Source organism: Nannocystis bainbridge (assembly GCF_028368995.1).
Lineage (GTDB): Bacteria > Myxococcota_A > Polyangia > Nannocystales > Nannocystaceae > Nannocystis > Nannocystis bainbridge.
Genome location: NZ_JAQNDL010000002.1, coordinates 276664 through 300979, shown reverse-complemented (window position 1 = coordinate 300979; position 24316 = coordinate 276664). Strand labels below are relative to the sequence as shown.

General features: G+C 73.3%; 21 protein-coding genes. 15 read left to right on the top strand and 6 right to left on the bottom strand.

All coding sequences use genetic code 11. From position 1 onward, the window contains the following. Positions 1-79: 79 nt before the first annotated feature. The 6 genes from POL25_RS18855 to POL25_RS18830 all read left to right on the top strand — a co-directional run bounded on the left by POL25_RS18855 (position 80) and on the right by POL25_RS18830 (position 9149). Positions 80-3100 carry an aminotransferase class III-fold pyridoxal phosphate-dependent enzyme gene (locus tag POL25_RS18855; RefSeq protein ID WP_272087481.1) on the top strand — a complete coding sequence of 1007 codons (3021 nt, stop codon included), beginning with the start codon at positions 80-82 and terminating at the stop codon, positions 3098-3100. After that, positions 3097-4260: a C45 family autoproteolytic acyltransferase/hydrolase gene (locus POL25_RS18850; protein ID WP_272087480.1), complete on the top strand. Its 1164-nt coding sequence runs from the start codon at positions 3097-3099 to the stop codon at positions 4258-4260. Before POL25_RS18855 ends, POL25_RS18850 begins: the two co-directional genes overlap by 4 nt. Next, entirely contained in the window at positions 4257-5483 is a 1227-nt protein-coding gene (locus POL25_RS18845) for an aminotransferase family protein (protein ID WP_272087479.1), read from the top strand. The genes POL25_RS18850 and POL25_RS18845 overlap by 4 nt, the downstream gene beginning before the upstream one ends. A gap of 259 nt (positions 5484-5742) precedes the next feature. Then, positions 5743-6573 carry a hypothetical protein gene (locus POL25_RS18840; RefSeq protein ID WP_272087478.1) on the top strand — a complete coding sequence of 277 codons (831 nt, stop codon included), beginning with the start codon at positions 5743-5745 and terminating at the stop codon, positions 6571-6573. A gap of 259 nt (positions 6574-6832) precedes the next feature. After that, positions 6833-7810, top strand: a complete 978-nt coding sequence (locus POL25_RS18835; RefSeq protein WP_272087477.1) for a zinc-dependent alcohol dehydrogenase family protein — start codon at positions 6833-6835, stop codon at positions 7808-7810. Positions 7811-8153: 343 nt separating this feature from the next. Then, positions 8154-9149 (top strand): hypothetical protein, encoded by a 996-nt coding sequence (locus tag POL25_RS18830; protein WP_272087476.1) that lies wholly within the window; start codon positions 8154-8156, stop codon positions 9147-9149. Positions 9150-9371: 222 nt separating this feature from the next. On the opposite strand, the gene POL25_RS18825 is transcribed toward POL25_RS18830, so the two are convergent. Then, positions 9372-9893 (bottom strand): hypothetical protein, encoded by a 522-nt coding sequence (locus POL25_RS18825; RefSeq protein ID WP_272087475.1) that lies wholly within the window; start codon positions 9891-9893, stop codon positions 9372-9374. A 645-nt stretch (positions 9894-10538) separates the two neighbouring features. Between POL25_RS18825 and POL25_RS18820 the strand changes: the two genes are divergently transcribed. Then, positions 10539-10667 carry a hypothetical protein gene (locus POL25_RS18820; protein WP_272087474.1) on the top strand — a complete coding sequence of 43 codons (129 nt, stop codon included), beginning with the start codon at positions 10539-10541 and terminating at the stop codon, positions 10665-10667. A 10-nt stretch (positions 10668-10677) separates the two neighbouring features. Here POL25_RS18820 and POL25_RS18815 read toward each other — a convergent pair whose 3' ends face one another. Both POL25_RS18815 and POL25_RS18810 read right to left on the bottom strand, forming a co-directional pair. Continuing rightward, entirely contained in the window at positions 10678-11589 is a 912-nt protein-coding gene (locus POL25_RS18815) for a M56 family metallopeptidase (RefSeq protein WP_272087473.1), read from the bottom strand. Position 11590: 1 nt separating this feature from the next. Beyond that, entirely contained in the window at positions 11591-11986 is a 396-nt protein-coding gene (locus POL25_RS18810) for a BlaI/MecI/CopY family transcriptional regulator (RefSeq protein ID WP_272087472.1), read from the bottom strand. A 24-nt stretch (positions 11987-12010) separates the two neighbouring features. Here POL25_RS18810 and lspA point away from each other — a divergent pair, with 24 nt between their 5' ends. Then, complete coding sequence (lspA, locus tag POL25_RS18805; protein WP_272087471.1) at positions 12011-12547, top strand: signal peptidase II; 537 nt, start codon at positions 12011-12013, stop codon at positions 12545-12547. A gap of 99 nt (positions 12548-12646) precedes the next feature. On the opposite strand, the gene POL25_RS18800 is transcribed toward lspA, so the two are convergent. The 3 genes from POL25_RS18800 to POL25_RS18790 are packed head-to-tail and all read right to left on the bottom strand — an operon-like array spanning position 12647 to position 15613. Then, positions 12647-13768, bottom strand: coding sequence for a DUF3089 domain-containing protein (locus POL25_RS18800; RefSeq protein ID WP_272087470.1), 1122 nt, complete (start codon positions 13766-13768; stop codon positions 12647-12649). Positions 13769-13802: 34 nt separating this feature from the next. Further along, positions 13803-14891 carry a glycosyltransferase gene (locus tag POL25_RS18795; protein ID WP_272087469.1) on the bottom strand — a complete coding sequence of 363 codons (1089 nt, stop codon included), beginning with the start codon at positions 14889-14891 and terminating at the stop codon, positions 13803-13805. Further along, positions 14888-15613, bottom strand: a complete 726-nt coding sequence (locus tag POL25_RS18790) for a class I SAM-dependent methyltransferase (protein WP_272087468.1) — start codon at positions 15611-15613, stop codon at positions 14888-14890. The genes POL25_RS18795 and POL25_RS18790 overlap by 4 nt, the downstream gene beginning before the upstream one ends. 138 nt (positions 15614-15751) lie before the next feature. On the opposite strand from POL25_RS18790, the gene POL25_RS18785 reads away from it, so the two are divergent. The 7 genes from POL25_RS18785 (at position 15752) to POL25_RS18755 (ending at position 23918) form a co-directional block, all read left to right on the top strand. Then, positions 15752-16915 (top strand): imelysin family protein, encoded by a 1164-nt coding sequence (locus tag POL25_RS18785; RefSeq protein ID WP_272087467.1) that lies wholly within the window; start codon positions 15752-15754, stop codon positions 16913-16915. An 8-nt stretch (positions 16916-16923) separates the two neighbouring features. Next, positions 16924-18300 carry a di-heme oxidoreductase family protein gene (locus tag POL25_RS18780; RefSeq protein WP_272087466.1) on the top strand — a complete coding sequence of 459 codons (1377 nt, stop codon included), beginning with the start codon at positions 16924-16926 and terminating at the stop codon, positions 18298-18300. 244 nt (positions 18301-18544) lie between these two features. Next, on the top strand, positions 18545-19618 hold the full coding sequence (locus POL25_RS18775; RefSeq protein ID WP_272087465.1) for an imelysin family protein: 1074 nt from the start codon (positions 18545-18547) through the stop codon (positions 19616-19618). Between the two features lie 142 nt (positions 19619-19760). Continuing rightward, the gene (locus tag POL25_RS18770; RefSeq protein ID WP_272087464.1) at positions 19761-21086 is read left to right on the top strand and encodes an HTTM domain-containing protein; all 1326 of its coding nucleotides are present in this window, start codon (positions 19761-19763) and stop codon (positions 21084-21086) included. 375 nt (positions 21087-21461) lie between these two features. Continuing rightward, the gene (locus POL25_RS18765; protein WP_272087463.1) at positions 21462-22193 is read left to right on the top strand and encodes a hypothetical protein; all 732 of its coding nucleotides are present in this window, start codon (positions 21462-21464) and stop codon (positions 22191-22193) included. Positions 22194-22486: 293 nt separating this feature from the next. Continuing rightward, positions 22487-23296 carry a hypothetical protein gene (locus POL25_RS18760; protein ID WP_272087462.1) on the top strand — a complete coding sequence of 270 codons (810 nt, stop codon included), beginning with the start codon at positions 22487-22489 and terminating at the stop codon, positions 23294-23296. Between the two features lie 91 nt (positions 23297-23387). Continuing rightward, the gene (locus POL25_RS18755; protein WP_444547407.1) at positions 23388-23918 is read left to right on the top strand and encodes an HPP family protein; all 531 of its coding nucleotides are present in this window, start codon (positions 23388-23390) and stop codon (positions 23916-23918) included. Positions 23919-24316 lie beyond the last annotated feature (398 nt).

Below are 24316 nucleotides of genomic sequence, written 5' to 3'. Positions count from 1 at the left end.
CCCACGCGTGAGGGCGGCCTCGCCGCCCGCCGCACGGGCGGCACAGCGAGCCCAAGGCCGCGGCGATACACTTCGACCCGTGTCTATTGAACCGGATTCAGGCCGCGAACTCGATCTCAACGCCCGGCTCGACGCCCTCGAGTCGAGCCAACGGTCCGAGGCGCCGCGCCCGCGGGCGATCTTCGAGCGCGAGACGAGGCGCGTACGGATCCCGCCCGGCGGCGAGCTGCCGGAGTCGGCGGCCCTGCTCGAGCGCTTCTACGGCGGCGGCTTCACCGTCCGCGAGAAGAAGCCGATGGTCGTCGACACCCGCCGCAGCTCGGGCCCCTACATGGTCTCGGTCGACGCCCGGCCGCTCACCTTGCTCGACGCCTGCTCACAGATCGCCACCCTGACGCACGGCTTCTATCACCCGGGCATCGTCAAGGCGCTCTACACCGGCCGCTTCGACCACTGCCTGTGGAGCAACCCCGACACCACGGTGCACCACGTGCCCGAGCTGGCCGCCTACGAGGAGGCGCTCGAGCGGCTGGCCCCGCCCGCGCTCGACCACGTCAGCTTCGTCTGCGCCGGCGGTGCCGAGGCCAACGAGAAGGCGCTGCGCATCGCTCGCCTGCACGCCCCGCCGCCGGTCGACGGCCCGCGCCGGCGCGTGCTCGCCTTCCGCGACGGCTTCCACGGCCGCACCCTCGCCACCCTCGCCGCCACCTGGAACCCGGACAAGCGCGCCCCCTTCGAGTTCGAGGGCTACGAGGCCGTGTTCAGCCACGCCGACCTCGACGAGGTCGAGCGCCTGCTCGACGCTCGCGGTCACGAGATCTACGCCATCGTCGTCGAGCCGATGCAGGCCGAGGGCGGTGATGTCTACCTGCGCCGCGAGTTCTTGCTCGGCCTGTGCAAGCTGGCCCGCGCGCGCAAGCTGCCGCTGGTCGTCGACGAGGTCCAGACCGGCTTCGCCACCGGCGGCCCGTTCTTCTGGTGGACCCGCCTCGGCCTCGGCGGCGACGAGGCCACCGCGCCCGACATCCTGACCTGCGCCAAGAAGGCCGGCCTCGGCGTCGTCCTGTCGCGCTGGCCCGACCCCGAGAGCAACCAGGTCCACGTCGCCTCGGCCCTGCGCGGCCTCATCCAGCTCGAGACCTCGCGCGACCAGACCTACCTCGAGAGCCTGCTGCGCCCGCGCGCCGAGGCGCTCGCCGCCGCCTTCCCCGGCCTCGTCGGCGACGTCCGCCTCGCCGGCACCGCCCTCGCCTTCGACCTGCCCGACACCGCCGCTCAGACCGCCTTCATCGACCAGCGCTACCAGCGGGGCCTCATGACCTACCCCGCCGGCGAGCGCACGATCCGGTTCCGCTTCAGCGCCGGCTGGGACGAGCGCGTCGTCGACGACCTGTTCAAGCGGATCCACGAGTCGCTCGCGCGCCTGTCCGACAAGACAGCCAAGGATTGGGTCCCCGAGGGTCAGACCGCCGACAGCGACCCGGCCGTGATCGTGCGCCCGATCGAGGAGCGCGACTGGCCGCAGATCATGGTCATCGAGAACACCAGCTACGAGCCCGCGCGCCGCGACAGCGAGGCCTACCTGCGCCGCGCCGCCGCCACCGGCCTCGGCCTGTGCGCCGTCGACACCGCCAGCGGCTCGATCCTCGGCTTCTGCTTCGGCGGCCCGCTCGAGGGCTTCCGCGGCGTCTCGGGCGCCAGCCAGGACGAGCGCCTCGGCCTCGGCGACACCTTCTACTCGGCCGACGTCACCGTCGCCGAGGCCGCGCGGGCCCGCGGCGTCGGTCGCCTGCTCAAGCGCGCCCAGGTCCAGTGGGCCAAGGTCCACGGCTTCTCCTACGTCTCGGGCCGCAACCGCGTCGGCACCACCGACGCCATGGCCGGCCTCAACCGCTCGTACGGCGCCTTCCCGGTGGTCCGCCTGACGCACCAGTACGAGGGCAACGCGCTGGCCGACTACTACCGGATCCCGCTGGTCCCGCCGCCGGTCCCGCGCGCGCCGAACGACGAGGGCATCCTCGACCTCGCCAGCGGCCTGCAGCAGCCGTTCGGGGCCACGCCGGCGTTCATGGCCGGCCACGAGCTGGTCGGCCCGACCGCCAGCCGCATCAACCTCAGCAACTACGCCACCGTCGACACCGTCCACTACAGCGAGCACCTGCGCCTGCTCGCCCCGCGCGGCACCGGCCACATGTACTTCACCTCGTCGCGCGACGAGACCGTCGACAAGGCGCTGCGCTGCCTCCGCCTCAGCCGCCCGCAGGGCCAGCTCGCGGTCGGCCTGCAGGGCGGCTACCTCGGCCACGTCACCGCCGCCGCGCGCAGCCTGTCCGACCCGGCCGGCTTCGGCGACGGCCTGGCCCTGTTCGAGTTCCCGCGCCTGCCTCACCCCGAGGACGACCCCGCCGGCTTCGAAGCTGGCCTCAAGGACCTGGTCGAAAGGCAAGGTGCCGACAAGATCCTCGGCCTGTTCGTCGAGGTCGTCGGCGAGCGCTCGGGCCGGGTCCTCGCCGGCGAGCCCGCGCGCGTGCTGGCGGCCGCCTGCCGCGCCCACGACATCCCGCTCGTGCTCGTCGAGGCCGCCAGCGGCTGCTACCGCACCGGCGGCGCCGCCTGGGGCGTCGACACCCTGCCCACCGACGTCGTGCCCGACATGGTGCTCTGGTACCCCGGCGGCCAGATCGGCCACATCTTCGTCGGCGACCGCTACTTCATCAAGAAGCCGCTGGTCCTGATCTCGACCTGGGACGGCGACGAGCTGTCGGCGATCCGCGCCCACGAGCACCTGCGGGCCGCCCGGCGGCTCGACCTCGCCGAGTCGATCGCCGCCCTCGACGAGCTGCTGCAGCACGACGTCCTGCCCGCCTGCCCCGGCGCGCGGCTCGGCGGCGTCGGCCTCTACCGCACCATCACCTTCCCCAGCGTCGCCGTCGCCGAGGCCGTCGACCAGGCCTGCCTGCACCGCGGCCTCTACCTCGGCAACGGCCTGCCCGACACCCTCGTGTTCGCCCCGCCGCTCACCATCTCGCCCGCCACCATCACCGGCGACCTGCGCCGCCGCGTGCTGGCCGCCATCGACGAGGCCCGGAGCCCCGCGTGACCGACTCCTTCGCACCGTTCCTGTTCGATCAAGACGACCCGGCCGCCCGCGGCGAGGCCCACGGCGAGCTGTGGCGGGCCGAGATCCGCGAGCTCGTCGAGATCCGCGCCGCGCTCGCGCTCAAGAAGGGCTCGTTCTCCGGCCGCGCCCAGCTCGACGACGTCGCCCGGCTCCACCTCCCGCTGCTCGACAACTTCTCGGCGCCGCTGGCCGCCGAGCTGCGGGGCATCGCCCGCGGCGCCGCCGTCACCCCCGAGGCGGTCGTCATCCTCAACCACTACACCGACCTGCGCGACGTCCCGCCGAGCGTGCTCGAAGGGACATGTCCGGAAGACCCTGTCGTTTCGGACACCTTCCACGCCCTCAACACCAACGACGACGACGACGATCCGGGCGGCTGCACCGCCGTCTACTTGCCCGGCCACGACGCCCCGGTGCTCGGCCAGACCTGGGACATGCACGGCACCGCCGAGCCCTACGTGCGCGCCATCCGCATCAAGCCCAGGCGCGGCGACGACGAGGTCGTCTGCTTCACCCTGACCGGCTGCCTCGGCATGACCGGCGTCAGCGCCAGCGGCCTCGCCGTCACCATCAACAACCTGTCCAGCACCGACGGTCAGGTCGGCGTGGTCTGGCCCGCGCTCGTGCGCGCCATGCTGGCCTGCGCCAGCGCCCGCGAGGCCCGCGACCTGCTGCTGCGCACCCGCCTGTCCTCGGGTCACCACTACATGATCGCCGACGGCCGCGAGTTCTTCGGCGTCGAGACCTCCGGCAAGCTCAAGGTCGTCACCCAGGTCGGCGCCCGCGCGGCCCACCTCCACACCAACCATTGCTTCGACCCGATCCTGCGCCAGCACGAAGCTGTCCCGAAGGCCAGCACCTCGTTCCGCCGCATGGAGCTGGCCACCACCCTCTACGTCCAGCAGCGCCCGCAGGACGCCCGCGCCCTGTGGACCATGCTGTCGAGCCACGACGGCTTCCCCCGCTCGGTCTGCTCGCACATCGACGACGGCGGCGGCGATCCGTCCGCCTCCAAGACCTGCGGCCGCATGATCATCGACCTCTCCCGCGGCCAGGTCCTGGTCGGCCGCGGCTGCGGCCAGACCGAGCCGTTCACCGTGGTCCAGCTCGATCGCTGGCGCGGAGGACATGTCCCATGAGCCATATCTTCTACACCTGGTCCGCCCAGCGAAACGCCCACCCGCTCACCGTCGACGCCGCCGAGGGCGCCCGCTTCCGCACCCGCGAGCACGGCTGGTTGTGGGACCTCGAGAGCCAGACCTACAACGTCAACGCCGGCCACGGCGTGCGCCACATTCAGGAGCGGATGATCGCCCAGATCCGCGAGCTCCCGGTCGCCGGGCCCAACATGCGCCTCGAGGTCCGCGAGCAGCTCACCGCCGCGCTGGCCGAGCGCACCGGCCTCGCCCGGGCCTTCCTCGCCTCCGGCGGCGCCGAGGCGGTCGAGAACGCGATCAAGATCGCCCGCCTCTACACCGGCCGCAGCAAGATCGTCACGCGCCGCCGCAGCTACCACGGCGCCACCCTGGCGACGCTCGGCATCGCCGGCGACCCGCGCCGCGCCCCGTTCGCCGCCGACCTCGCGCCCGCGATCCACATCGACGACCCGTACCCCGCGCCCGCCGGCGAGCCCTCGGCGTGGGCCCAGAGCCTGCACGAGGTCGTCGAGCGCGAGGGCCCCGAGACCATCGCCGCGATCGTGCTCGAGGGCTTCACCGGCACCAACGGCATGCAGCCCCCGCCGCCCGACTTCTGGCCCGCGGTGCGCTCGGTGTGCGACCGCCACGGCATCCTGCTCGTCGACGACGAGATCTTCAGCGGCTTCGGCCGCACCGGCCGGTGGTTCGCGCGCGAGCACTGGGGCGTGCAGCCCGACCTCATGGTGCTCGGCAAGGGCCTCACCAGCGGCTACGCCCCGCTGTCCGCAGTCATGGCCTCCGCGAAGGTCGCCGCTCACTTCGACGACCACAAGTTATGGTGCGGCGTCACCCACTACGCCCACCCGGTCGGCTGCGCGGCCGCTCTCGGCGCGCTCGAGGTCTACGCCGAGCAGCGCCTGCCCGAGAACGCCGACCAGGTCGGTGGCGTGTTCGCGGAGCGCTTTCAGGACATGTCCCAAAAGCCATCCCTGCGCGGCGCCGTCCGCGACAGCCGCGGCCTCGGCCTGATGCGCTGCCTCGAGCTCGACCGCCCCGCCGCCCCGCTGGCCGCTCGCCTGCTCGAGCGCGGCGCCTACGTCCCGTACCGCGACAATCTTTTATTCATCTGCCCGCCGCTGTGCCTCACCGTGGAAGAGGCGCACACCGTCGCCGACCTGCTGGCCGACGTCGTTGCAGAAAGCAGCACTTTCCCGCGGGCCTGAAGGCCCGTCCGGGGCCCGGTTTCACGCGAACGACGTGCAGAGGCCGTGAGCTCGCCAAACAGCGCGCACTGATCCGTCGCGCCCGCACGGGCAGCTATCCGATCGTGGTCACCCCACGGGCCGCGCGGCGCGCCGCGCTCGCGCCCGCTCGCCGGTGATCGCAGCCGCGTCACCCGACGACCGCAGCGCGACGTGTTCGCGCCGCCGCGTGGTGATCGCACCCCATGTCCTCGCGGACATCCCGATCGGAAGCACCACCATGGCCTCCACCGTCGCCCTCGCCCTCTCCGTCGTCCTCGCCGCCCAGCCCGAGGCCCCCGCGCCCGAAGGCCCCGCGCCCGCCGCCAGCGTGGACGCCCCCGCCCCTGCCTCTGCCCGCCCGCCCGAGCCGCGCTGGCGCGGCACCGGCCTGCTCGCCACCGCCGGCGTGCTCGGCGGCATCGGCTTCGGCGCCAACCTCGGGCGCGTCGTCGCGGCCAGCCGCCTGTGCCGCGACCTCAGCTACGACAACGAGGCCATGAGCGTCGCCGGCTTCGACCAGTGCATCAACGGCAGCGCCGCGCTCGGCATCCTCGCCCCGATCGGCCTGCTCTCCAACACCGCCGCCTTCGCCTTCGCCGCCGGCGGCGGCTCGATGCGCGGCCGCTGGGACGCCCACCGCACCGCCTTCTCCGGCGAGCGCAAGCAGAACGCCGCCCTGCAGATCGGCCTCGGCGCCGGCATCATGACCGCCGGCATCGTCACCTACCTCGGCGTCCGGATCGCCTCGTTCGCCGACGTCCTCGGCTTCGCCACCTGCAACGAGCGCAGCCCGATCCTCGACATGACCGGCGGCGACCTCGGCGGCCCCGAGGTCGTCGAGGGCAACGTCCCCGGCTTCCGCCAGTGCATGGGCCGGCGCATGAGCGGCTACCTCGCGGGCATCGGCATCGGCCAGGCGATGGGCGTCGTCGGCGTCGGCCTCCTGACCCACGGCGTCGCCTACGGCCGCAACCTCAAGCTGATGCGCTACATCACCCACAACCAGGTCCGCCTGCAGCCGACCCTCAGCTTCAATTACGCCGGTCTGACGCTGTCCGGCCGCTTCTGAGGCCCGGCGCAGCGAATCACGGGTGCTCGCCGGGCGCCCGCGAGTCGTCGCGCTGCACCTCCGTTCGCCGTTCACCCGCGACCTGCGTCGCGCCCGGCCGCTGCTCGCGGGCACCCGCGACCTTCATTTCACCCGTCCTCGACGTCCCGGATTCACGCTTTTGCGGCCGGGCCTCCGCTCGCTCGCGCGGCCGGGCTCGCTGTCCGCATCCCCGCCGCGACTCGAGCGATCGAGCCCGCCGCGGTGCTACTTTCCGGCCATGCGAGCCGTTCAGTTCTCCCGCTTTGGCGCCCCCGACGAGGTCGCCGAGGTCGTCGACCTCCCCGCACCTCCACCGCCCGGGCCCGGGCAGGCCGCCGTCGCCATGCTGGCCGCGCCGATCAACCCGGCCGACCTGCTCAACCTGCGCGGACAGTACGGCATCGTCCCCACCTTGCCGGCGATCGGCGGCCTCGAGGGCGTCGGGGTCGTCACCGCGGTCGGCTCCGGCGTCGACAACATCCGCGTCGGCGACCGCGTCCTGCTCGGCGGCGGCACCTGGCGCGAGCACCACGTGCTCGCCGCCTCCGGCCTGTTCGCCCTCCCGGCCGGCATCGCCGACGAGCAGCTGGCCATGCTCACCGTCAACCCGCTGACCGCCCGCGCCCTCGTCCACGAGGCCCAGCTGCAGCCCGGCCAGTGGGTCCTCAAGAACGCCGCCAACTCGGGGGTCGGCCGCGCCTTCTTCACCCTCGCCAAAAAGGCCGGCGCGCGCGGGATCGCCGTCGTGCGTCGACCTGGCCTCGAGGACACCTTGAAGAGCTGGGGCGCCGAGGTCGTGCTCGTCGACGGCCCCGACCTCGCCGAGCGCGTCAAGGCCGTCGTCGGCGACGGCAGCCTGCGCTTCGCCGTCGACGCCATCGGCGGCGCCGCGACCGGTCGCCTCGGCTCGTCCGTCAGCCCCGGCGGCGTCGTCGTCAACTACGGCCTGCTGTCCGGCGAGGCCTGCCAGCTCTCGGGCGTCGACCTGGTGTTCCGCGGCGTCACCCTGCGCGGCTTCTGGCTGGTCGAGTGGTTCCGCAACACCCCGCGCGAGGGCGTCGCCAAGGCCTTCGGCGAGCTGCTCGGCCTGCTCGCAACCGGCGAGCTGACCACCCCGATCGAGGCCACCTACCCGCTGGACCGCATCGGCGAGGCCCTGCGCCACGCCGAGAAGCAGCAGCGCGGCGGCAAGGTCCTGGTCGTCGCCAAGCCCTGAGCGCGCGGGAGAGCGTGTCCTTGTGGACATGCCCTTCCAGACAGGTCCTCGCGGCCACCGCCGCGAAGGGCCTGTTCTTTCGTAATGACATGCCCTTCCGGACATGTCCTCACAGCCATGTCTCGCTGAGCATGCCCCAAAGGACATGTCCCTAACGACAGTCCACGTCCTGACTCGTCGGTGCCCGCGACCGTCCCGGCTCGGGCCACTCGCCCCGCCTTCGCCGACTCGTGCCGACCATCCCGGGCGCGGCCCGATCTCGCCGCCAGCGGGCTCCTGCGGCCCCTCAGCCCCGTCGCCCCCCCGTTGCGCGCCGTCGCGCCCCGTGATACGCGGCATGCGCATGATCGCCTTCGATAGCGCCGGTCGCAACCTCGTGCTCGCCGACGACGCCGAGCTCCTCGTCCACGACGGTCCGAGCGAGGGCCCGCGCTGGCGGCGAGACTGCAAGTCCCCGCTGGTGGCAGTCGGCGCCACCCCCGACGCCGTCATCAGCGTCGACGAGGACGGCCAGGCCGTGTGGCACGACCCGCAGCGCGACGAGCAGCGGGCCACCGCCGAGGCCGGCGACATCGCCCGCGACGCCGCCGTCTCGCCGGCGGGGCATGTGCTCGTTGCAACCGCGGACGGCGTCGTCGAGCTGACCCAGAGCGGCCCGGGACGACGGCACGCCTGGCCGGGCGCCGCCGTGGTCGCGTGGGGCGTGAGCGGTCAGTTCCTCGTCGCCGACGAGCAAGGCAAGGTCGGCGTGTTCGGCCCCGACGGCCTGCTGTTCGACGTCGAGGTCGGCGCGCCGGTGGTGGCCGCCGCCTGGAACGCGCGCGGCTTCTGGGTCGTCGCCCTCGCCAACAAGCTCCTGCGCGTCGAGAGCGGCGCCGTCCACCACCTCACCGGCGGCCCGGCCGACACGCCGATCCGCGCGATCGCCTGCTCGCTCGGCGGCGACGCGATCGCCATGGTCCTCGGCGAGAGCCTCGTGATCGTGCTGTCGTGGCCGGGGCGCGACAACATCGGCCAGCTCCGCTACATGGACCGCGCCGTCACCGGGGTGCAGTTCGGGCCCGAGCCCTGGCTCGCGGTCGGCCTCGACGGCGGCGACGGCAACAAGTTCGACCTGAGCAACGGCAACCTCAACCGCACCGACACCCACCCGGGACGCGAGCACCGGCGGTGGATGGTCAACGTCTCCGTCAACCCGCCCACCGCCGCGCAGTCCGAGCCGGCCGTGGCCCCGCCCGCCGCCGTCGCCCAGCCCGCCAAGACCAGCAAGGTCCCGTCCTTCCTGACGCTGTTCGTGATCTTCGCAATCGTGTGGGTGATCCTCCGCATGGCGCTGTGAGCGGGCCGGGCGTCCGTTGACGCCGCAGATTTTCATGGGCTCGCTGCCTATCGAAGCACCGATATGCAGCGACTCGCGAGTCCCATGAATCCTGCCGTCACGCGAGTCCCATGAATCCTGCCGTCACGACGAGCGCACGAGTCCCGTGATTTCTGCTGTCGCGGAGCGCGCGACGGCTCGCTCCGCCGCGCTCCGCTCGAGGTCCGTCGTCGAGTCCGATGCTCACTGCGGCTCGAAGCGCGTCGTGATCCGCTCGCCGTTCGAGAGCTGGCACTCACCGGTGCCGCCGCCCTTGATCCCGCGGTCCGGGTCCTCGAGCGTGAAGCGACAGCGCATCTTCGTCCCGCGGTCGCCCTCGAGCGTGGCCACCACCTTGCCGGTGTTGCGGGTGATGAACTCCTCGACGCTATCGTAGTAGGGCCAGGTGCCGCCCCAGTACCAGTTCGAGCCCATCCACGGATCGGCGTACCACGCCCCATAGAGATCGCCGTACTCGTCGACCGTCGCCGTCTTCGTGATCTCGTGATAGCGGCCCTCGAACGCCTCGCCACCGGGCAGTTGGGTCTTGATCCGGCCCGACAGCGAATCGGTGCCCGAGGTCCACTGGAACGCGACCCGCTCGTGCGTCGCCGCCGGCGCCGGCGCCCCCTTCTCCGCGCCCGAGCTCGCCCCACCCGGCTCGGGCGGGGCCGTGTCGGGATTCGTCACCTCGCCGCCGAAGCTCCCGCGGGAGCAGGCGGACATGAGGAGCAGCAGGAGCCATCGAGAGGCGCGTGGGCTCGCAGCGTGGCGGAAGGTTCGTCGGTTCATGGCCGCGAGAGATTGCCCGCCTCGCCGCCCCTGCAGCCGAACGGCCGCGCCCGCGCTGCGAACGCCGGCCCTGCTCCCGCTCTCGCGCCCCTTCGCGCCCGCACGCCGTGACCCGCGGCACCTCCCGCCATCCGAACGCCCGGCCCCGGCGCAGTCTCCGCCTGTCCCTCCGGCCAGCTCGCAGCAATCCGCCCGAGCGGTCCGAAAATTTGGGCGCCAGAGGTAATGGTGGAACGCCTCATCCGCACCGCCTGCCCCGAGGCCATGTCATGACATTTCATCCGCGCAGCATCGCCACCCCAGGCGCGCGAATCATTCCATGCGTCCGGGCAGCCCAGTCTCGCTCGATGCAGCATGACCTCGCGCCAGTGCGCCGCTTCAGGCCATCCACCGCCCTCGAACGATCGTCAAAAGCCGATCGTCGCCCCAGATTGCGCAAGAATCCGCCCCTCCTGGCGGTGACCGGGCATCGAGCGACCGTATACCGAAGAGCCATGCCGCGCGGCAGCGCTCGCCCCGCGAAGCCGCGGCCCGACGCGGGTCACGGCGCTGGGCGCCGACGGCCGCGTCTACGACCTCGTGCTGCTCGACGAGCCCGAGCTCGAGGCCTGGAGCGCGCCGTGGGCGCGCAGGCTCGCCGACGGCGAGCGCCGCGTCATCGTCGGCGACGGCGGCCGCATGGCCCGGGTCCCCGGATATTGCGACTGACGCCGCGACCTCAGGGCCGCACGCCCGGCCGCGCCCCGTCATCCTCGGCCGAGCGCGCCTCGCAGGCCGTCACCATCGTCGCCAGCACCAGCGCCGCCGCGATGAACCGCGGCACGCCCCAGCGCAGCGGACGGGGCGCGCCGCTGCGGATCCGCCTGGCGTCGAGCACCCCGCGCACGCGCGCCCGCAGCCCGCCGGCGGCGACCCGCCCGGCCCGCTCGAGCTGCGCCCGCGCCACCGCCACCAGCTGCGCCGCGTAGCTCGAGCACGCGATCCCCGTGTGCAGCGCGGCGTCGTCGGCCGCGTCCTCGGCGTGGGCTCGCAGCCGCCGCAGCGCCCACCAGGCCAGCGGATTCGGCCAGTACACCGCCCGCGCCAGCCCGCCCGCCAGCGCCACCATGGCGTCGGCGCGGGCCACGTGGGCCAGCTCGTGGGCCAGCAGCGCCCGTCGCTCGGCCGCCGGCGCGCCCAGCATCACCACCGGCACCAGCACGATCGGTCGCACCAGCCCGACCACCATCGGCGTGCGCGCCGACTCGCACGCGCGCAGCTCGGCCCGCGGACCGCCGACCTCCCGCGCCGTCGCCTGCCACGGCCCGTCGGCGATCGGCCTGGCCCGCCGCGCTCGCCTGCGCGCCAGCCTCTGACCCCGCACCAGCCGCGCCAGCAACAGCCCCGCCCCGATCGCCCACGCCACCAGCCACGCCGTCGCCGCGACCTCGGGCAACCGCAGCTCCGACGTCGGCAAGGCCAGCCGCGGCAGCGGCAGCACCAGCGCCACCGCGATCGCCAGGGCCCAGATCTGCCGGCGCACCGCCGCGCTGCGCCCGCGGGCGCACATGTCCAAAAGGCCAGCCGAGGCGAACACCAGCGCCCCCACCAGCTGCAGCGCCCCCAGCCAAGCCGCCGCCGCCGCGATCATCTCAGCGGCCCTCCTTGCGCGCCTGCTCGATCATCGCCCCCAGCTCGTCGAGCTCCGCCCGCGACAGCTCGCGCCCGTCGAGGTCGAGCAACGCCGCCACCGCGTCGCTCGCCGACCCGCCGAAGAACGTGTCGACCACGTGCGCCAGCGCCGACGTGGCCACCCGCGCGCGCGCGCGCGTCGGCGCGTACACGTACGTCGGCCCGTCCTGCGTGTGCCGCAGGTGGCCCTTGTCCTCGAGCACCTTCACCAGCGCGCGCACTGCCGAATACGTCGGCGGGTCGGGCAGCGCGTCGAGCACGTCGCGGATGGTCGCCTGCCCGCGCCGGTAGACGATGTCCATGATCTGTCGCTCACGCCGACTCAGCGGATCGAGGTCGGGCTTGCGTCGCGGCATCCCTTGTGCTGTTTTTCTAGCACGATGCTAAAAAACCAGCAAGTCCCCGCCAGCCCGCGCCTGTGGGCCCTGCTCGCCGTCTCCGGCGCCGGCGCGCTCGCCCTCGACCTGGGCACCAAGCAGTGGGTGTGGGACAGCTTGCGCCCGACCGGCCGCGTCGTAGTCGTCCTCGATCCGTGGCTCGAGCTCGCCTTCGCCTACAACCGGGGCAGCGCCTTCGGCCTCGTGCGTCGGCTCGACTACCCCTTCGTCTTGCTCGCCGTCACCGTGGCGATGATCGCCTGGATCGTCCTCACCACCCGCGCCCCCCACGGCACGCGCCTGCGCTTCGTCGCCGGCGGCCTCGTCGCCGGCGGCGCGCTCGGCAACGTCTATGATCGCCTGTTCCGCGTCGACGCGCTCGGCCACCACGGCGTGGTCGACTTCATCAAGCTCAACTACCCCTGGGGCGGCAGCTGGCCCAGCTTTAACATTGCCGACGCCGCGCTGGTGATCGGCGTGATCCTGCTGGTCTGGGACCTGCGCACCCGCAAGCCGCCCGCAGCCGCGTCGCCCGGGTGACGCGACGAACCTGTCCCTTCGGCCATCCCGTTACCGCCGAGCGACCGGCAGCGCGTCATCCGCCCGCGGAGCTCGCCTGTCCCTTCGAACAGCATCGAATCACATGTCTCTTCGGACAGCCGCTTCCTGGGCCACGAACGCCGCCGCGCGCGCCCTCGCGTTCGCGCGCAGGTCCAGCCAGAACAGCCCGTACTCGATCGCATGATAGTTGCCGGCCCCGAGCGCGTGGTCGAGCAGGCGGCTCATGAAGTCGCGCGGCACCGACCCGCTCAGCTCCACGTACAGCGTGCCCGCCTCGCAGCGCGCCGACGCGAACCCGGGCCGCGGCGTCGGCCTCGCTCCGCTGCTGTCCCAAAAGACAGCCCCGAGCCCGCCGCTCGCCTGCGCCGCGTCCGTGGTCCACGTCAGCGGATTGACGCACACCCGCGTCCGCGGCGGCGCGCCTGCCGGCGGCGGCGGGTTCTCCACGAACTCGATGCCTGGCCGGTAGCCCAGGCTGCGCGCGTTGAAGCCGACCACGCAGCCCGTCTGCGCCGGCGACTCGCACACCGGCAGGTCACCGAGCGCTTCGACCGTGACAGGTCCGCCGAGCAGGTACGCCGCCACCAGCTGCTGCCGCAGCGGCCCGGGCGCGATCACCTCGCGCAGCAGGCGGAGCCCGACGAACGAGCCCTGGCTGTGCGCCGCCAGGATGAACGGCCGCCCGTGGTTGTCGTGCTCGAGGTAGTGGCGGAACGCCGCGATCGCGTCGTCGCCGGCCAGCCCGATCGCCGCCGCCCCGTCGGCGCTCGCGGTCGTGAAGGCCGTCATGTTGGCCTGGCGGTAGCGCGGCGCGAACACCCGGCAGCAGCCCGAAAACAGGCTCGCCTGGATCCGCGTCGCCCCCTGGTCCGTCGCCACGTTGACGGTCGCGTCATCGAGGCCGGCGTTCCATGCATTGCCGAGGAACGACGTCGGGTGGAGGTAGAACACGTCGACCTCCGGGTCCGCCGCGATCGCCACGCCCTCGACCTCCGCGTCGGCCGCGTCGACCGTCTCGGGCCGGGCGCTCCACGCCGCGGGCTGGTCGTAGTCGGGCGCCGGCGGCACGTTCGCGCGGTCGAACGGGACCCTCGGAGCCGCCACCGCCAGCACGAGGTCGCCGAGGTACACCCAGCCGATCGCCAGCGTCACCAGCAGCAGCGCGATCAACCCCACCAGCGCACGCCGCAACCACTTCACCGCGCCGCCCTCACGCGTCGCGTCACCACGCCGCTCAGGCCCCCTGTGCGAGCGCCTGCGCCAGCGCTTGCGCCAACGCCTGCGGCGCTCCGGGCCGGACCAGGGCGGTCTCGGGATACAGGTCGCGCATCAGCTCGGGGATCCCGCCCACGGCCGTCGCCACCACCGGCAGCCCGTAGCGCTTGGCCTCGGCGATCACCAGCGGCGCCCCCTCGGACAGCCCGCCGATCTCGCGCGACGGCACGCACAGCAGCGCAGCTCGCCGGTACAGCGCCTCCTTGGCCGCGCCCTCGACGAACCCGTGGAAGCGCGCGTCGAGCCGCAGCCCTTCCGCCATGCCTTGCAGTCGGCGCCGCTCCGGCCCGTCGCCGGCGATCGCCAGGCGCGGCCGCCGGGGCATCAGCGCCGCCGCCCGCAGCAGATCGTCGACGCCCTTCTGCTTGATCAGGCGCCCGAGGAACAGCACCTCGTCGCCTGCGCGTTCGGACATGTCCTGATAGACATGTGCGTTGGAACCTGCCCCATCGGCCACGCTGCCGACCATCGTCTCGATGCGCAGCGGCGGCGGACCCGGCCAGGCCGCGGCCACCCGGGCCAGCTTCTCGGCCGACGGCAGGGCGACGCTCTCGGCCTGCCCCAGCGCCGTCAGGGCCGCCTCGCGCAGCGGTCCGGGCAGGCGCAGCAGCAGGTCGACATCGGTGCCGTGGCCGTACAGCTCGCACGGCACCCGGGCCGCGCGGGCCGCCTCGGCCGCCAGCCAGCCGCACGGCAGCAGCATGTGGGCCGCGACCTTGTCGGGGCGAAACGCCCGGATCTCGCGCTGCAGCGCCCGCTGCAGCGCGGCCACGAACGGCAGCACCAGCAGCGCCCGCCACGGCCGATCGCGGATGTTCTCGAGGATGCCGAACTGGCCGGTCAGCGACGACATGCCGGTCGGCGCGTAGGCGAAGCGGACCACCTCGCACGGCGACGGCAGCGCGCCGCGGACCCACGCCGTCCGCGGCACCAGAAATCTGACCGTGTCGCCGGCCGCCGCGCGCGCCTCCCAGTGACGCAGGATGAAGCGGCCGCGCGGATCGCCGGCCCATTGCGGGAAGGTCGTCGTGACGACCAGGACCCTCACAACTTCTCCGCCACAAACACGTAGAACCCGGCCAGCGCGGCCAGCGGGCTCTCCATCAGCGCCCACTCGACGCGGTCGTGGACCCTGCCGATCACGGGCAGGCGGCAGACCACCGGGTGCGGCGTCGTGATGCGGATGCCGGCGCGGCCGACCACGCGGGTGCCCGCGGGCAGCACGTCCGCGGCCTCGGCCGGGCTGAGGAAGCGGGTCGAGATCGCCGCCTCGTCGAAGCTGTGCGACGTCTTGCGCGGGCCCCACAGCCGCTTGATCAGGTACCGCAGCGAGTTGCGGTTGTAGATGTCGAACACCATGTGCCCGCCGGGCCGGGTCACGCGCGCCATCTCCTGCAGGCAGCGCTCCCAGCCGGGGATGTGCGCCAACACCTTGAAGGAGTAGGTCACGTCGAAGCTGGCGTCGGCGAACGGCAGGTCGGTCGCGCTGCCCTCCTGGACGTCGAGCCCGCGGCTGCGCGCGTGCTCCAGCATGCCCGGCGACAGGTCGACGCCCTTGGCCGAGCGGGCGACCGACGCCACCCGCTGGAGGATGAGCCCCGTGCCGCAGCCGACCTCCAGCGCGTCCTTCCCGGCGGCGTAGCGGCTGACGATCGCCGCCGCCTGGTCGTCGATGAGCTTGTGGTATCCGCGATCGCGGCCGTCGTCGTAGCCGGCAGAGAAAGCGTCGTAATAGTTACGGTTCTGTGAAGTATCGGCGGTCGCCGCCATGGCCGGCACCATAGCCGCGGCCCTGGCGTGCGTCCAGGCACTCCCGGGGCGTTGACATTGAAAACCACTTTCAGTATCCCAAATTTCGATCGCCATCGCCCCTCGCGCTGGCGCGCCTCACGGACTGGAAGCCCCCGCATGCGCCGCTCGCTCCTCGCCCTCTGTCTCCTCCCCGCCTGCACCACCACCGCCGACACCGGCTGGGACGACGCGTCCTTCCGCGAGGAAGCGCAGAACGTGGTCGATCGCTACGCCGAGCTGGTCTCCGCCGCCTACGAGAAGTCGAGCCGCGGCGCCGAGCAGATGGACAGCGCCCTGCAGGCGTTCGTCGGCGATCCCTCGGCCGAGACGCTCGCGGCCACCAAGACCGCCTGGCTCGGCGCCCGCGACCAGTACGGCCTCACCGAGGTGTTCCGCTTCTACAACGGCCCGATCGACGCCGCCCCGGACGAGCTCGAGGGCCGCATCAACGCCTGGCCGATGGACGAGGCGTACATCGACTACGTCGAGGGCCAGGCCGACGCCGGCATCATCAACGACCTCGCCGGCTACCCCGACATCACCCGCGACGTGCTGATCGAGCGCAACGGCGCCGAGGGCGAGGACAGCATCTCGACCGGCTGGCACGCGATCGAGTTCCTGCTGTGGGGCCAGGACCTGAGCGCCGACGGCCCGGGCGCGCGCCCGTGGACCGACTTCGTCGACGCGCCCGAGGGCACCGCCGCCAACCAGGAGCGCCGCCGCGACTACCTCACCTTGACGAGCGAGCTGCTGCTCGACGATCTGGCGCGCGTCGCCGACGCCTGGTCCGAAGGACAGGCCAACTACCGCGCCGAGTTCGTCGCCCAGGACCCCAAGGAAGCGATCGGCAAGGTCCTGCTCGGCATGGCCAGCCTCAGCGGCGCCGAGCTCGCCGGCGAGCGCATGACCGTCGCCTACGACACCCGCGAGCAGGAGGACGAGCACTCCTGCTTCAGCGACAACACCCACAAGGACATCCTGGCCAACATCCAGGGCATCGACGACGTGTACCACGGCCGCATCGACGGGCAGGCGGGCGCCGGTCTCTCGAGCCTGGTCGCCCGCCTCGACGCCGACGTCGACGCCAACGCCACCGCCAAGCTCCAGGCCGCGGTCGCCGCCGTCAAGGCCATCCCGGCCCCGTTCGACAACGCCATCCAGGCCGCCGACGGCAGCCCGGAGCGCGCCGCGGTCAAGGCCGCGATCGACAGCCTCAAGGAGGCGACCGAGGCGCTGGTCCAGGTCGCGGGTGTGCTCGAGATCGAGCTCAACTTGGAGTAGACTGGGTCGTGCGCCGCCTGCCTGTCTTTTTGGCCCTGTTCTTCGGGGCATCCTGTGAAGACCTCGCCCCGGCGCTCGAGCCGGGCGAGGAGCTGGCCGGCGGCGACACCACCATCCGCGACGAGAGCCCCAACGCGTTCTCGTACAGCGCCCGCAACATGACCTTCGAGCGGCGCCAGCGGTTCGTGGTCGGCAACTCGTTCTTCAACAAGAACTGGGTCATCGCCCCGGCCTCGACCACCGGGCGCGACGGCCTCGGCCCGACCTTCAACGCCCGCTCGTGCTCGGCCTGCCACTTCAAGGACGGCCGCGGCCGCCCGCCCGAGGCCGACGAGCCGTTCACCAGCATGCTGCTGCGCCTCTCGATCCCCGGCGAGGGCCTGCACGGCGGCCCGCGCGATGTGCCCGGCTACGGCGACCAGCTGCAGCCGAACGCCATCGACGGGGTCGCGCCCGAAGCTGTCCCGAAGGTCACGTGGGTCGAGCGCCCGGGCGCCTTCGCCGACGGCGAGGCGTACAGCCTGCGCGTCCCGACCTACACCCTCGAGGACCCGGCCTACGGCCCGCTGCCGGCCGACCTTTTCATCTCGCCGCGCGTCGCCCCGGTGATGATCGGCATGGGCCTGCTCGAGGCCATCCCCGAGGCCGACATCGTCGCCCGCGAGGACCCACGCGACGCCGACGGCGACGGCATCTCCGGCCGCGCCAACTACGTGTGGGACCTGGCCGCCGACGCCGCCGTGCTCGGCCGGTTCGGCTGGAAGGCCAACCAGTCGACCATCGCCCAGCAGACGGCCGGCGCCTTCCTCGGCGACATGGGCCTGACGACCGAGATGTTCCCGCTCGAGAACTGTCCCGAAGGCCAGCCCGAGTGCGCCGCGGCCCCGCACGGCGGCCAGCCCGAGGTCACGGCCGACCTGCTCGAAGACGTCGTCTTCTACACCGCGACCCTCGCCGTCCCCGCTCGCCGCGGCGCCGACGCGCCCGAGGTCCTGCGCGGCAAGGGGCTGTTCGCGGCGGCCGGCTGCGTCGACTGCCACGTCCCGCGCCACATCACCGCCGCCGACGCCGCCATCGACGAGGTCCGGGGCCAGACGATCTGGCCGTACACCGACCTCCTGCTGCACGACATGGGCGACGGGCTCGGCGACGGCCGCCGCGACTACCTGGCCGACGGCAACGAGTGGCGGACCCCGCCGCTGTGGGGCATCGGCCTGGTCGAGACGGTCAACCGCCACACCAGCTTCCTCCACGACGGCCGCGCCCGCTCGCTGATGGAGGCGGTGCTGTGGCACGGCGGCGAGGCCGAGCCCGCGCGCGAGGCCGTGCGGAGCTTCTCCGCCGACGAGCGCGCCGACCTGATCGCCTTCCTGGAGTCGCTGTGACCGCCGCGGGCGCCCCGCCTGCCCCTTCGCACATGTCCCCGAGGCCCGGCGCGAAAGGACATGTCCGCGAGGACATGCCTCAAAGCACCCGCGCTGTCGTCGGCGCCCCGCCGGCGCGCTCGCCGTCTGGCCGCTCTCGCCCTGTCCTCTCGGCCATGCTCTTCGGGGCAGGTGCCGGCACGCTCCCCCGTCCCTCGAGGTCCCGATGATCCGCGCCGGTCTCTCTCGCCCTGTCCTCTCGGCCATGCTCTTCGGAGCAGGTGCCGGCATGCTCGCCGGCCTCGCCTGCGGCGGCGGCAGCGGCGACGACGCTCGCCCGGCCGTGCTGGCCCACATCGGCCACGACGTCGCGGCCCCCGCCTTCGCGACCCTGCACGAGCGGGCCGGGGCGCTGGTCGCCGCCCTTGAGCCGCTGTGCGCCGGCCCCGACGCCACCACCCTCGCGGCCGCCCAGGCCGCCTGGTCGGAGGAGCGCGACGCCTGGTCGCGCGTGCTCCCGTTCGGCTTCGGCCCGCTGCCGCCCGAGCTCAACGCCCTCGACTTCTGGCCCGTGCGCGTCGACACCGTCGAGACCGCGGTCGCCGGCGCCCCCGCGGCCGCCGACGCCGGCTACCTCGGCGGCCTCGGCGTCAGCGCCAAGGGCATGCCCGCGCTCGAGTACCTGCTGTGGGGCGAGGACCCGGGCGCCGCCCTGACCGCCTTCCAGAGCGAGGACGGCGCGCGCCGCTGCGGCTACGCCCGGGCCCTCGCCGTCGACATCGAGGCCCGCACCGACGCCCTCGCCACCGCCTGGGCCAGCGAGTACGCCGATGCCCTCGCCACCGCCGGCACCGGCAGCGCCGCCTACCCCTCGCTCAAGGCCGGCGTCGACGAGGTCATCAACAAGTCGATCGACGCCTGCCTCACCATGGTCAAGGGCAAGCTCGACAACCCGCTCGGCAACCTCTCCGGCGCCGCCGAGGACCCGAGCCTGATGGAGTCGCGCTTCTCCGGCCGCACCCGCGCCGACCTGCAGGCCAACCTCGCCGGCGTGTGGGCCGTCTACCACGGCGCCGATCTGGACGCGCCCGCGGCCGGCATCTCGGTCCTCGTCGCCGCCCTCGATCCGGCCCTCGACGAGCGCGTGCGGGCCCAGTACGCCCGCACCGTCGAGGTCCTCGTCGCCGTCCCCGAGCCCCTGACGGAGGCGCTCGTCGCCGACCGCACCGCCGTCCAGCTGGCCCGCGACGAGCTCGACACGTTCCGTCGCCTGCTCAAGCTCGACGTCGCCAGCACCCTCGGCGTCACCCTCGCCCTCAGCGACAACGACGGCGACTGACCCGAGCGAAATGCCCGACCGCGCCCCCCCGGACCGCAGCCCGCCCGCGGTCGGCCGGCCGCACGATGAACATGTCCCCTGCGACATGTCGCTTCGGACAGATGACGAGCAGGACGCGCCGGTAGAACGTGTCCCAATAGACATGTCGATTCGGGCAGATGATGGCCATGGCGCCCTCAGCCGCCTCCTGCGCGCCCTGCTCGCCCCGGTCGACGCCGCCGGCCTCCACGCGTTCCGGATCGCCTTTGGCCTGCTGATGTTCGCCGGCACGGTCCGCTTCGCCGCGCGCGGGTGGATCCACCAGCTGTACGTCGACCCGACCTTCCACTTCCACTACTGGGGCTTCGGCTGGCTCGCACCGCTGCCCGAGGCCGGCATGATCGCCGTGTTCGTCGCCCTCGGCGCGCTGTCGCTGCTCGTCGCCGCGGGCGTGTGCTACCGGCCCGCGATCGCCCTGTTCTTCGTCCTCTTCACCTACGTCGAACTGCTCGACAAGGCGACCTACCTCAACCACTACTACTTCGTCAGCGTCGTCGCCCTGCTGATGATCGTGCTCCCGCTCGGCCGTCGCGTCGCCGTCGCCCCGGCCTGGGCGTTGTGGGCGCTGCGGCTGCAGGTCGGGCTGGTCTACTTCTTCGCCGGGCTGGCCAAGCTGCGCCCCGACTGGCTGCTGCACGCCCAGCCGCTGCGGCTGTGGCTGGCCGCGCGCGCCGACTTCCCGCTGATCGGCGGGCTCTTGCGCCGGCCCGAGGCCGCCCACCTCATGAGCTGGGGCGGCGCCGCCTTCGACCTCTCGGTCCCGTTCCTGCTGCTGCACCCGCGCACGCGCCCGTTCGCCTACGCCGGCGTGCTCGTGTTCCACGGCCTCACCGGCGCCCTGTTCCCCGCGATCGGCATGTTCCCGTGGCTCATGGCCGCCGCCGCCCTGGTGTTCTTCCCGCCCGACTGGCCGCGGCGGCTGTGGTGTCGCCTGTCCCCGAGGACATGCCCCATGGCACCTGTCCTATCCGCCAGCTCGTTCCCGGCCCGGCCGCTGCTGCTCGGCCTGCTCGCGCTCCACTTCGCCGTGCAGCTCACCCTGCCGCTGCGCCGCTTCGCCTACCCCGGCGACACCGCCTGGACCGAGGAGGGCTATCGCTTCGCCTGGCAGGTCATGCTGGTCGAGAAGGTCGGCAGCGTCGTCTACCGCGTGCGCGACCCCGTCAGCGGCCGCCAGCGCCTCGTCGATCCGGAGCCGACCCTGACCGCCCAGCAGGCCAAGCAGATGGCCTTCCAGCCCGACATGGTCCTCGAGTACGCGCACCACATCGCGGCCGAGAACCCCGGCGCCGAGGTCCGCGCCGACGTGTTCGTCACCTACAACGGCCGCCCCGCCGCGCGCCTCGTCGACCCCGACGTCGACCTCGCGCGCGAGGTCGACGGCCTGGGCCCTCGCCCGTGGATCTTGCCGGCCCCGCCGCGCCCCTGAGCGCCGCGAGCGACGAGCCCGCGCGCGCGACCCACGCGAGCGCGTCAACTCGACCTGCCCGCAGGCGCGGTAACGCCGACCGACCCTGACCCAAGGGCCAGCCCTCGCGCCCCGCCTCGATCGCCGGCCTGACGTGGTCTTTTCGCCAGGCACGCCTCCCGGCCTGACCTCCGCATGGTCGTCCGCGAGCCCATCGACGCCGCGGACGGCCGCGCGAGGCGAACCGCGCGATCGGCCTCCGAGCGGCGTTTTGAGCGGTGCCGCGGCCATCTTCGCTGCGTCGACCCGACCTCGTGCGGGCGGAGGTCCGTGCGGGTGAAGCCCGATCGGGCCGCTTCTTCCGCACTGTTCGGCCCGCGTAGTATCCTCGGCCCCGTGCCAGCCGTTCGTCTCCGCGCCGTCCTCACCGTCGCCGTCGCCGCCGGGTCCGCGTTCGCGTGCGACCGCTCTCCGCCCCGCGCGCCGGCCACGAGCGACCCCGCGCCCGTCTCGGACGATCCCGCGCTCCCGCCCGGCAGCCCCGCCTACAGCGCCCCGATCTGCAGCCACGAGCAGCTCCTCGCCGGCCTCGAGCCGACCCACACCAACGTGCGCTTCGAGCACGCCCTGCTGCGCGAGACCGTGCTGAAGCAGACCGACACCGGCGTCCGCTTCCAGCAGTCGCAGACCCTCGCCAGCGTCGGCCTCGCCTGTCAGACCGTCGCCGACGTGCCCGCCTGCGCCCGCCTGCTCGCCAGCACCGTCGCCAGCACCTCGCTGTTCCCCGGCTCCGACCCGCAGGTGGCCCGCTACCTCGTGCTGCAGTCCGGCGCCAACGTGCGCCCGGTCGCCACCCGGTCGCAGTTGCTCACGCTGCTCGGCGCCATCGACACCCCCGGCGAGGCCCGCCTGCTCGCCGCCCTGCTCGGCGTCCAGCCGCTGTGCGGCGACGACAGCGTGCGCACCATCGACGGCGGCTACCGCGTCATCAGCAAGCGCAGCCAGCCCCAGTGCACCAACCAGTACGACGGCGTGGTGGTCGACGTGGTCCGCGGCCAGGCCACGGTGGTCTCCACCGTCGACCTGCGCGACCGCACCCTGACCTGCACGACCGCGGCCACGCCCTGAGCCCACCTCACCTGTCCCTCGGGACAGGCGCTCAACCTCGCTCACAGCGCCGGCGCGCGCTCCGTCACATGTCCATCGGGACAGGCGCTTGACCTCGCGCGCAGCACCGGAACCTGTCTCTCGGGACATAAGCGCGCCCTCGCGCCCGGCGCGACCGGCGGAGACCGATCCGGCGACCACTCGCGGCCGACGCTTCGCCCGCCACGACCGGCAGCACAGCGCGCCGGTGTCGCCCGCCACGTCCGCCGTCAGGTCCGGCTCGACCCCCACGCGCCGGCGCTAACTTTCGAGGCATGAAGCCTCGAACGCGGCTCGCGGGCGCGCTCCTGCTGTGCGCCTGTCCCAACGAACAGGCGAGCACGGGCGCCACGGCCTCGGCCACCGAAGCGACCACCACCGACACCGACGCGTCCGACGCGACCACCACCGCCGCCACCACCACCCCGGTGACGATCCCCGCGTGCGAGAAGCAGGCCATCGCCACCCAGGCGGCCGCCGACCTGCGCTGTCCGTGCGAGGTCGAGGCGGGCGCCTACCCTGACGTCGGCGGCTGCGTCGCCGACCTCGTCGCCACCGCCAACACCTCGTGCGTCTGCGACCTCGAGGCCGACCCACTGCACGCGCCCTACGTCGCCTGCCTCGCCGACGCAGCCGTCGGCTATCAGGGCTGCCTCGAGCCGCTCGGCTGCGCCCAGGAGGACGCCTACTTCACCTGCAACGGCCAGTACGCCGACGCCGTCGCCGCCTGTGACAAGGCCGCCAAGGCCAGCGTCGGCGCCCTCACGATCCAGTGCAACGGCGGCCCCGCGTTCGCGTGCAGCGGCGGCGGCACGATCTCGGCCCAGTACGTGTGCGACGGCCAACCTGACTGCAAGGACATGTCCGACGAGGCCGAGGCGACCTGCGTGTTCGTGTGCGAAGACGGCCAGCAGATCCCCGCGTTCGACCGCTGCGACGGCACGCCCGACTGCGATGACGCGTCCGACGAGGCCACGGCCCTCTGCTACTTCGCGTGCGACGACGGCCTCGAGGTCCCGGCGAACTGGGTCTGCGACGGCCACGTCGACTGCGTCGACGAGACCGACGAAGCGGCCTGTCCTTGACGCCCACGCCGCATCGCCCGCTGGCGAGCCCGCCGCAGGCGACCCCGCCGGACCCGGCCCGCCCCGCTTCCCCTGTCGGCGGCCGCGGGCCATGCTCGCCCTCGTGCTCGCCTCGCTCTCCTCGCGCCTCGCCCGCGCCGCGCGCGTGAGCCTCGGCGCCGGCCTCGCCATCGCTGTCTGTTCGGGCATGGCCTTTTGGACAGCCTTGCCGTGGGTGTTCCCCTCGCTCGGCCCGACCGCCTTCCTCGCCTTCGTCGCCCCCACCGCGCCCGCCAACCATCCGCGCCGCGTGCTCGTCGCGCACGGCGTCGCCGTCCTCAGCGGCGCCGCGGCGCTGCACCTGTTCGGCGTCACCGACGTCCCGGCCGTGCTCACGCGCCTCGATCTCGCCCACCTCGGCGCCGTCACCTTCGCCCTCGCCGCCACCGGCGGCCTCACCGTCCTGCTCGACGCCGAGCACGCCCCGGCCGGCGCCACCACCCTCATCGTCGCCCTCGGCCTGATCCGCGACCCACGCGACCTCGCCCTCGTCGAGGCCGCCGTGCTCGTGCTCGTGCTCGTGTGCGCCGGCCTGCGCCGCCTCGGCCTCGCCCAGCCGGCCCCGCCCCAGACATGTCCTTAGAGACATGTCGCGATGCTGACCGCGTCGCCGGCTGTCACCCCCTCCGGGGCCTCGTGACTCATCCTCTCCGAGGCGCCCACGGACGCTCGAGCTGTCCCGGTGCTGCGGGTCGCGCCCGGCCGACCTCGCGGGCAGCCAGCAGTGGAGCAAGCTGAACGCCATATGACCCCGGCGGCAGCGGGCTGCGCAAGCCGCTGCCTCCCGACCCGCGCGACGCGTCGGCCAGCGGATCGCCCAGGGCTGCCCGCCGTGAAGCCTGTCGCCCCGCGGCCCGCTCCCCTCGCCGTGTCGCCGCGGCCGCCCCCGTCGCTCGCGTTCGTCGTCGCTTTGCATCGTGTTCGGCGCGCGGCCCCGGCGTCTGCGCGTGCGCAAGCGCTCGCCTCGTCGCTTGCCGCGCG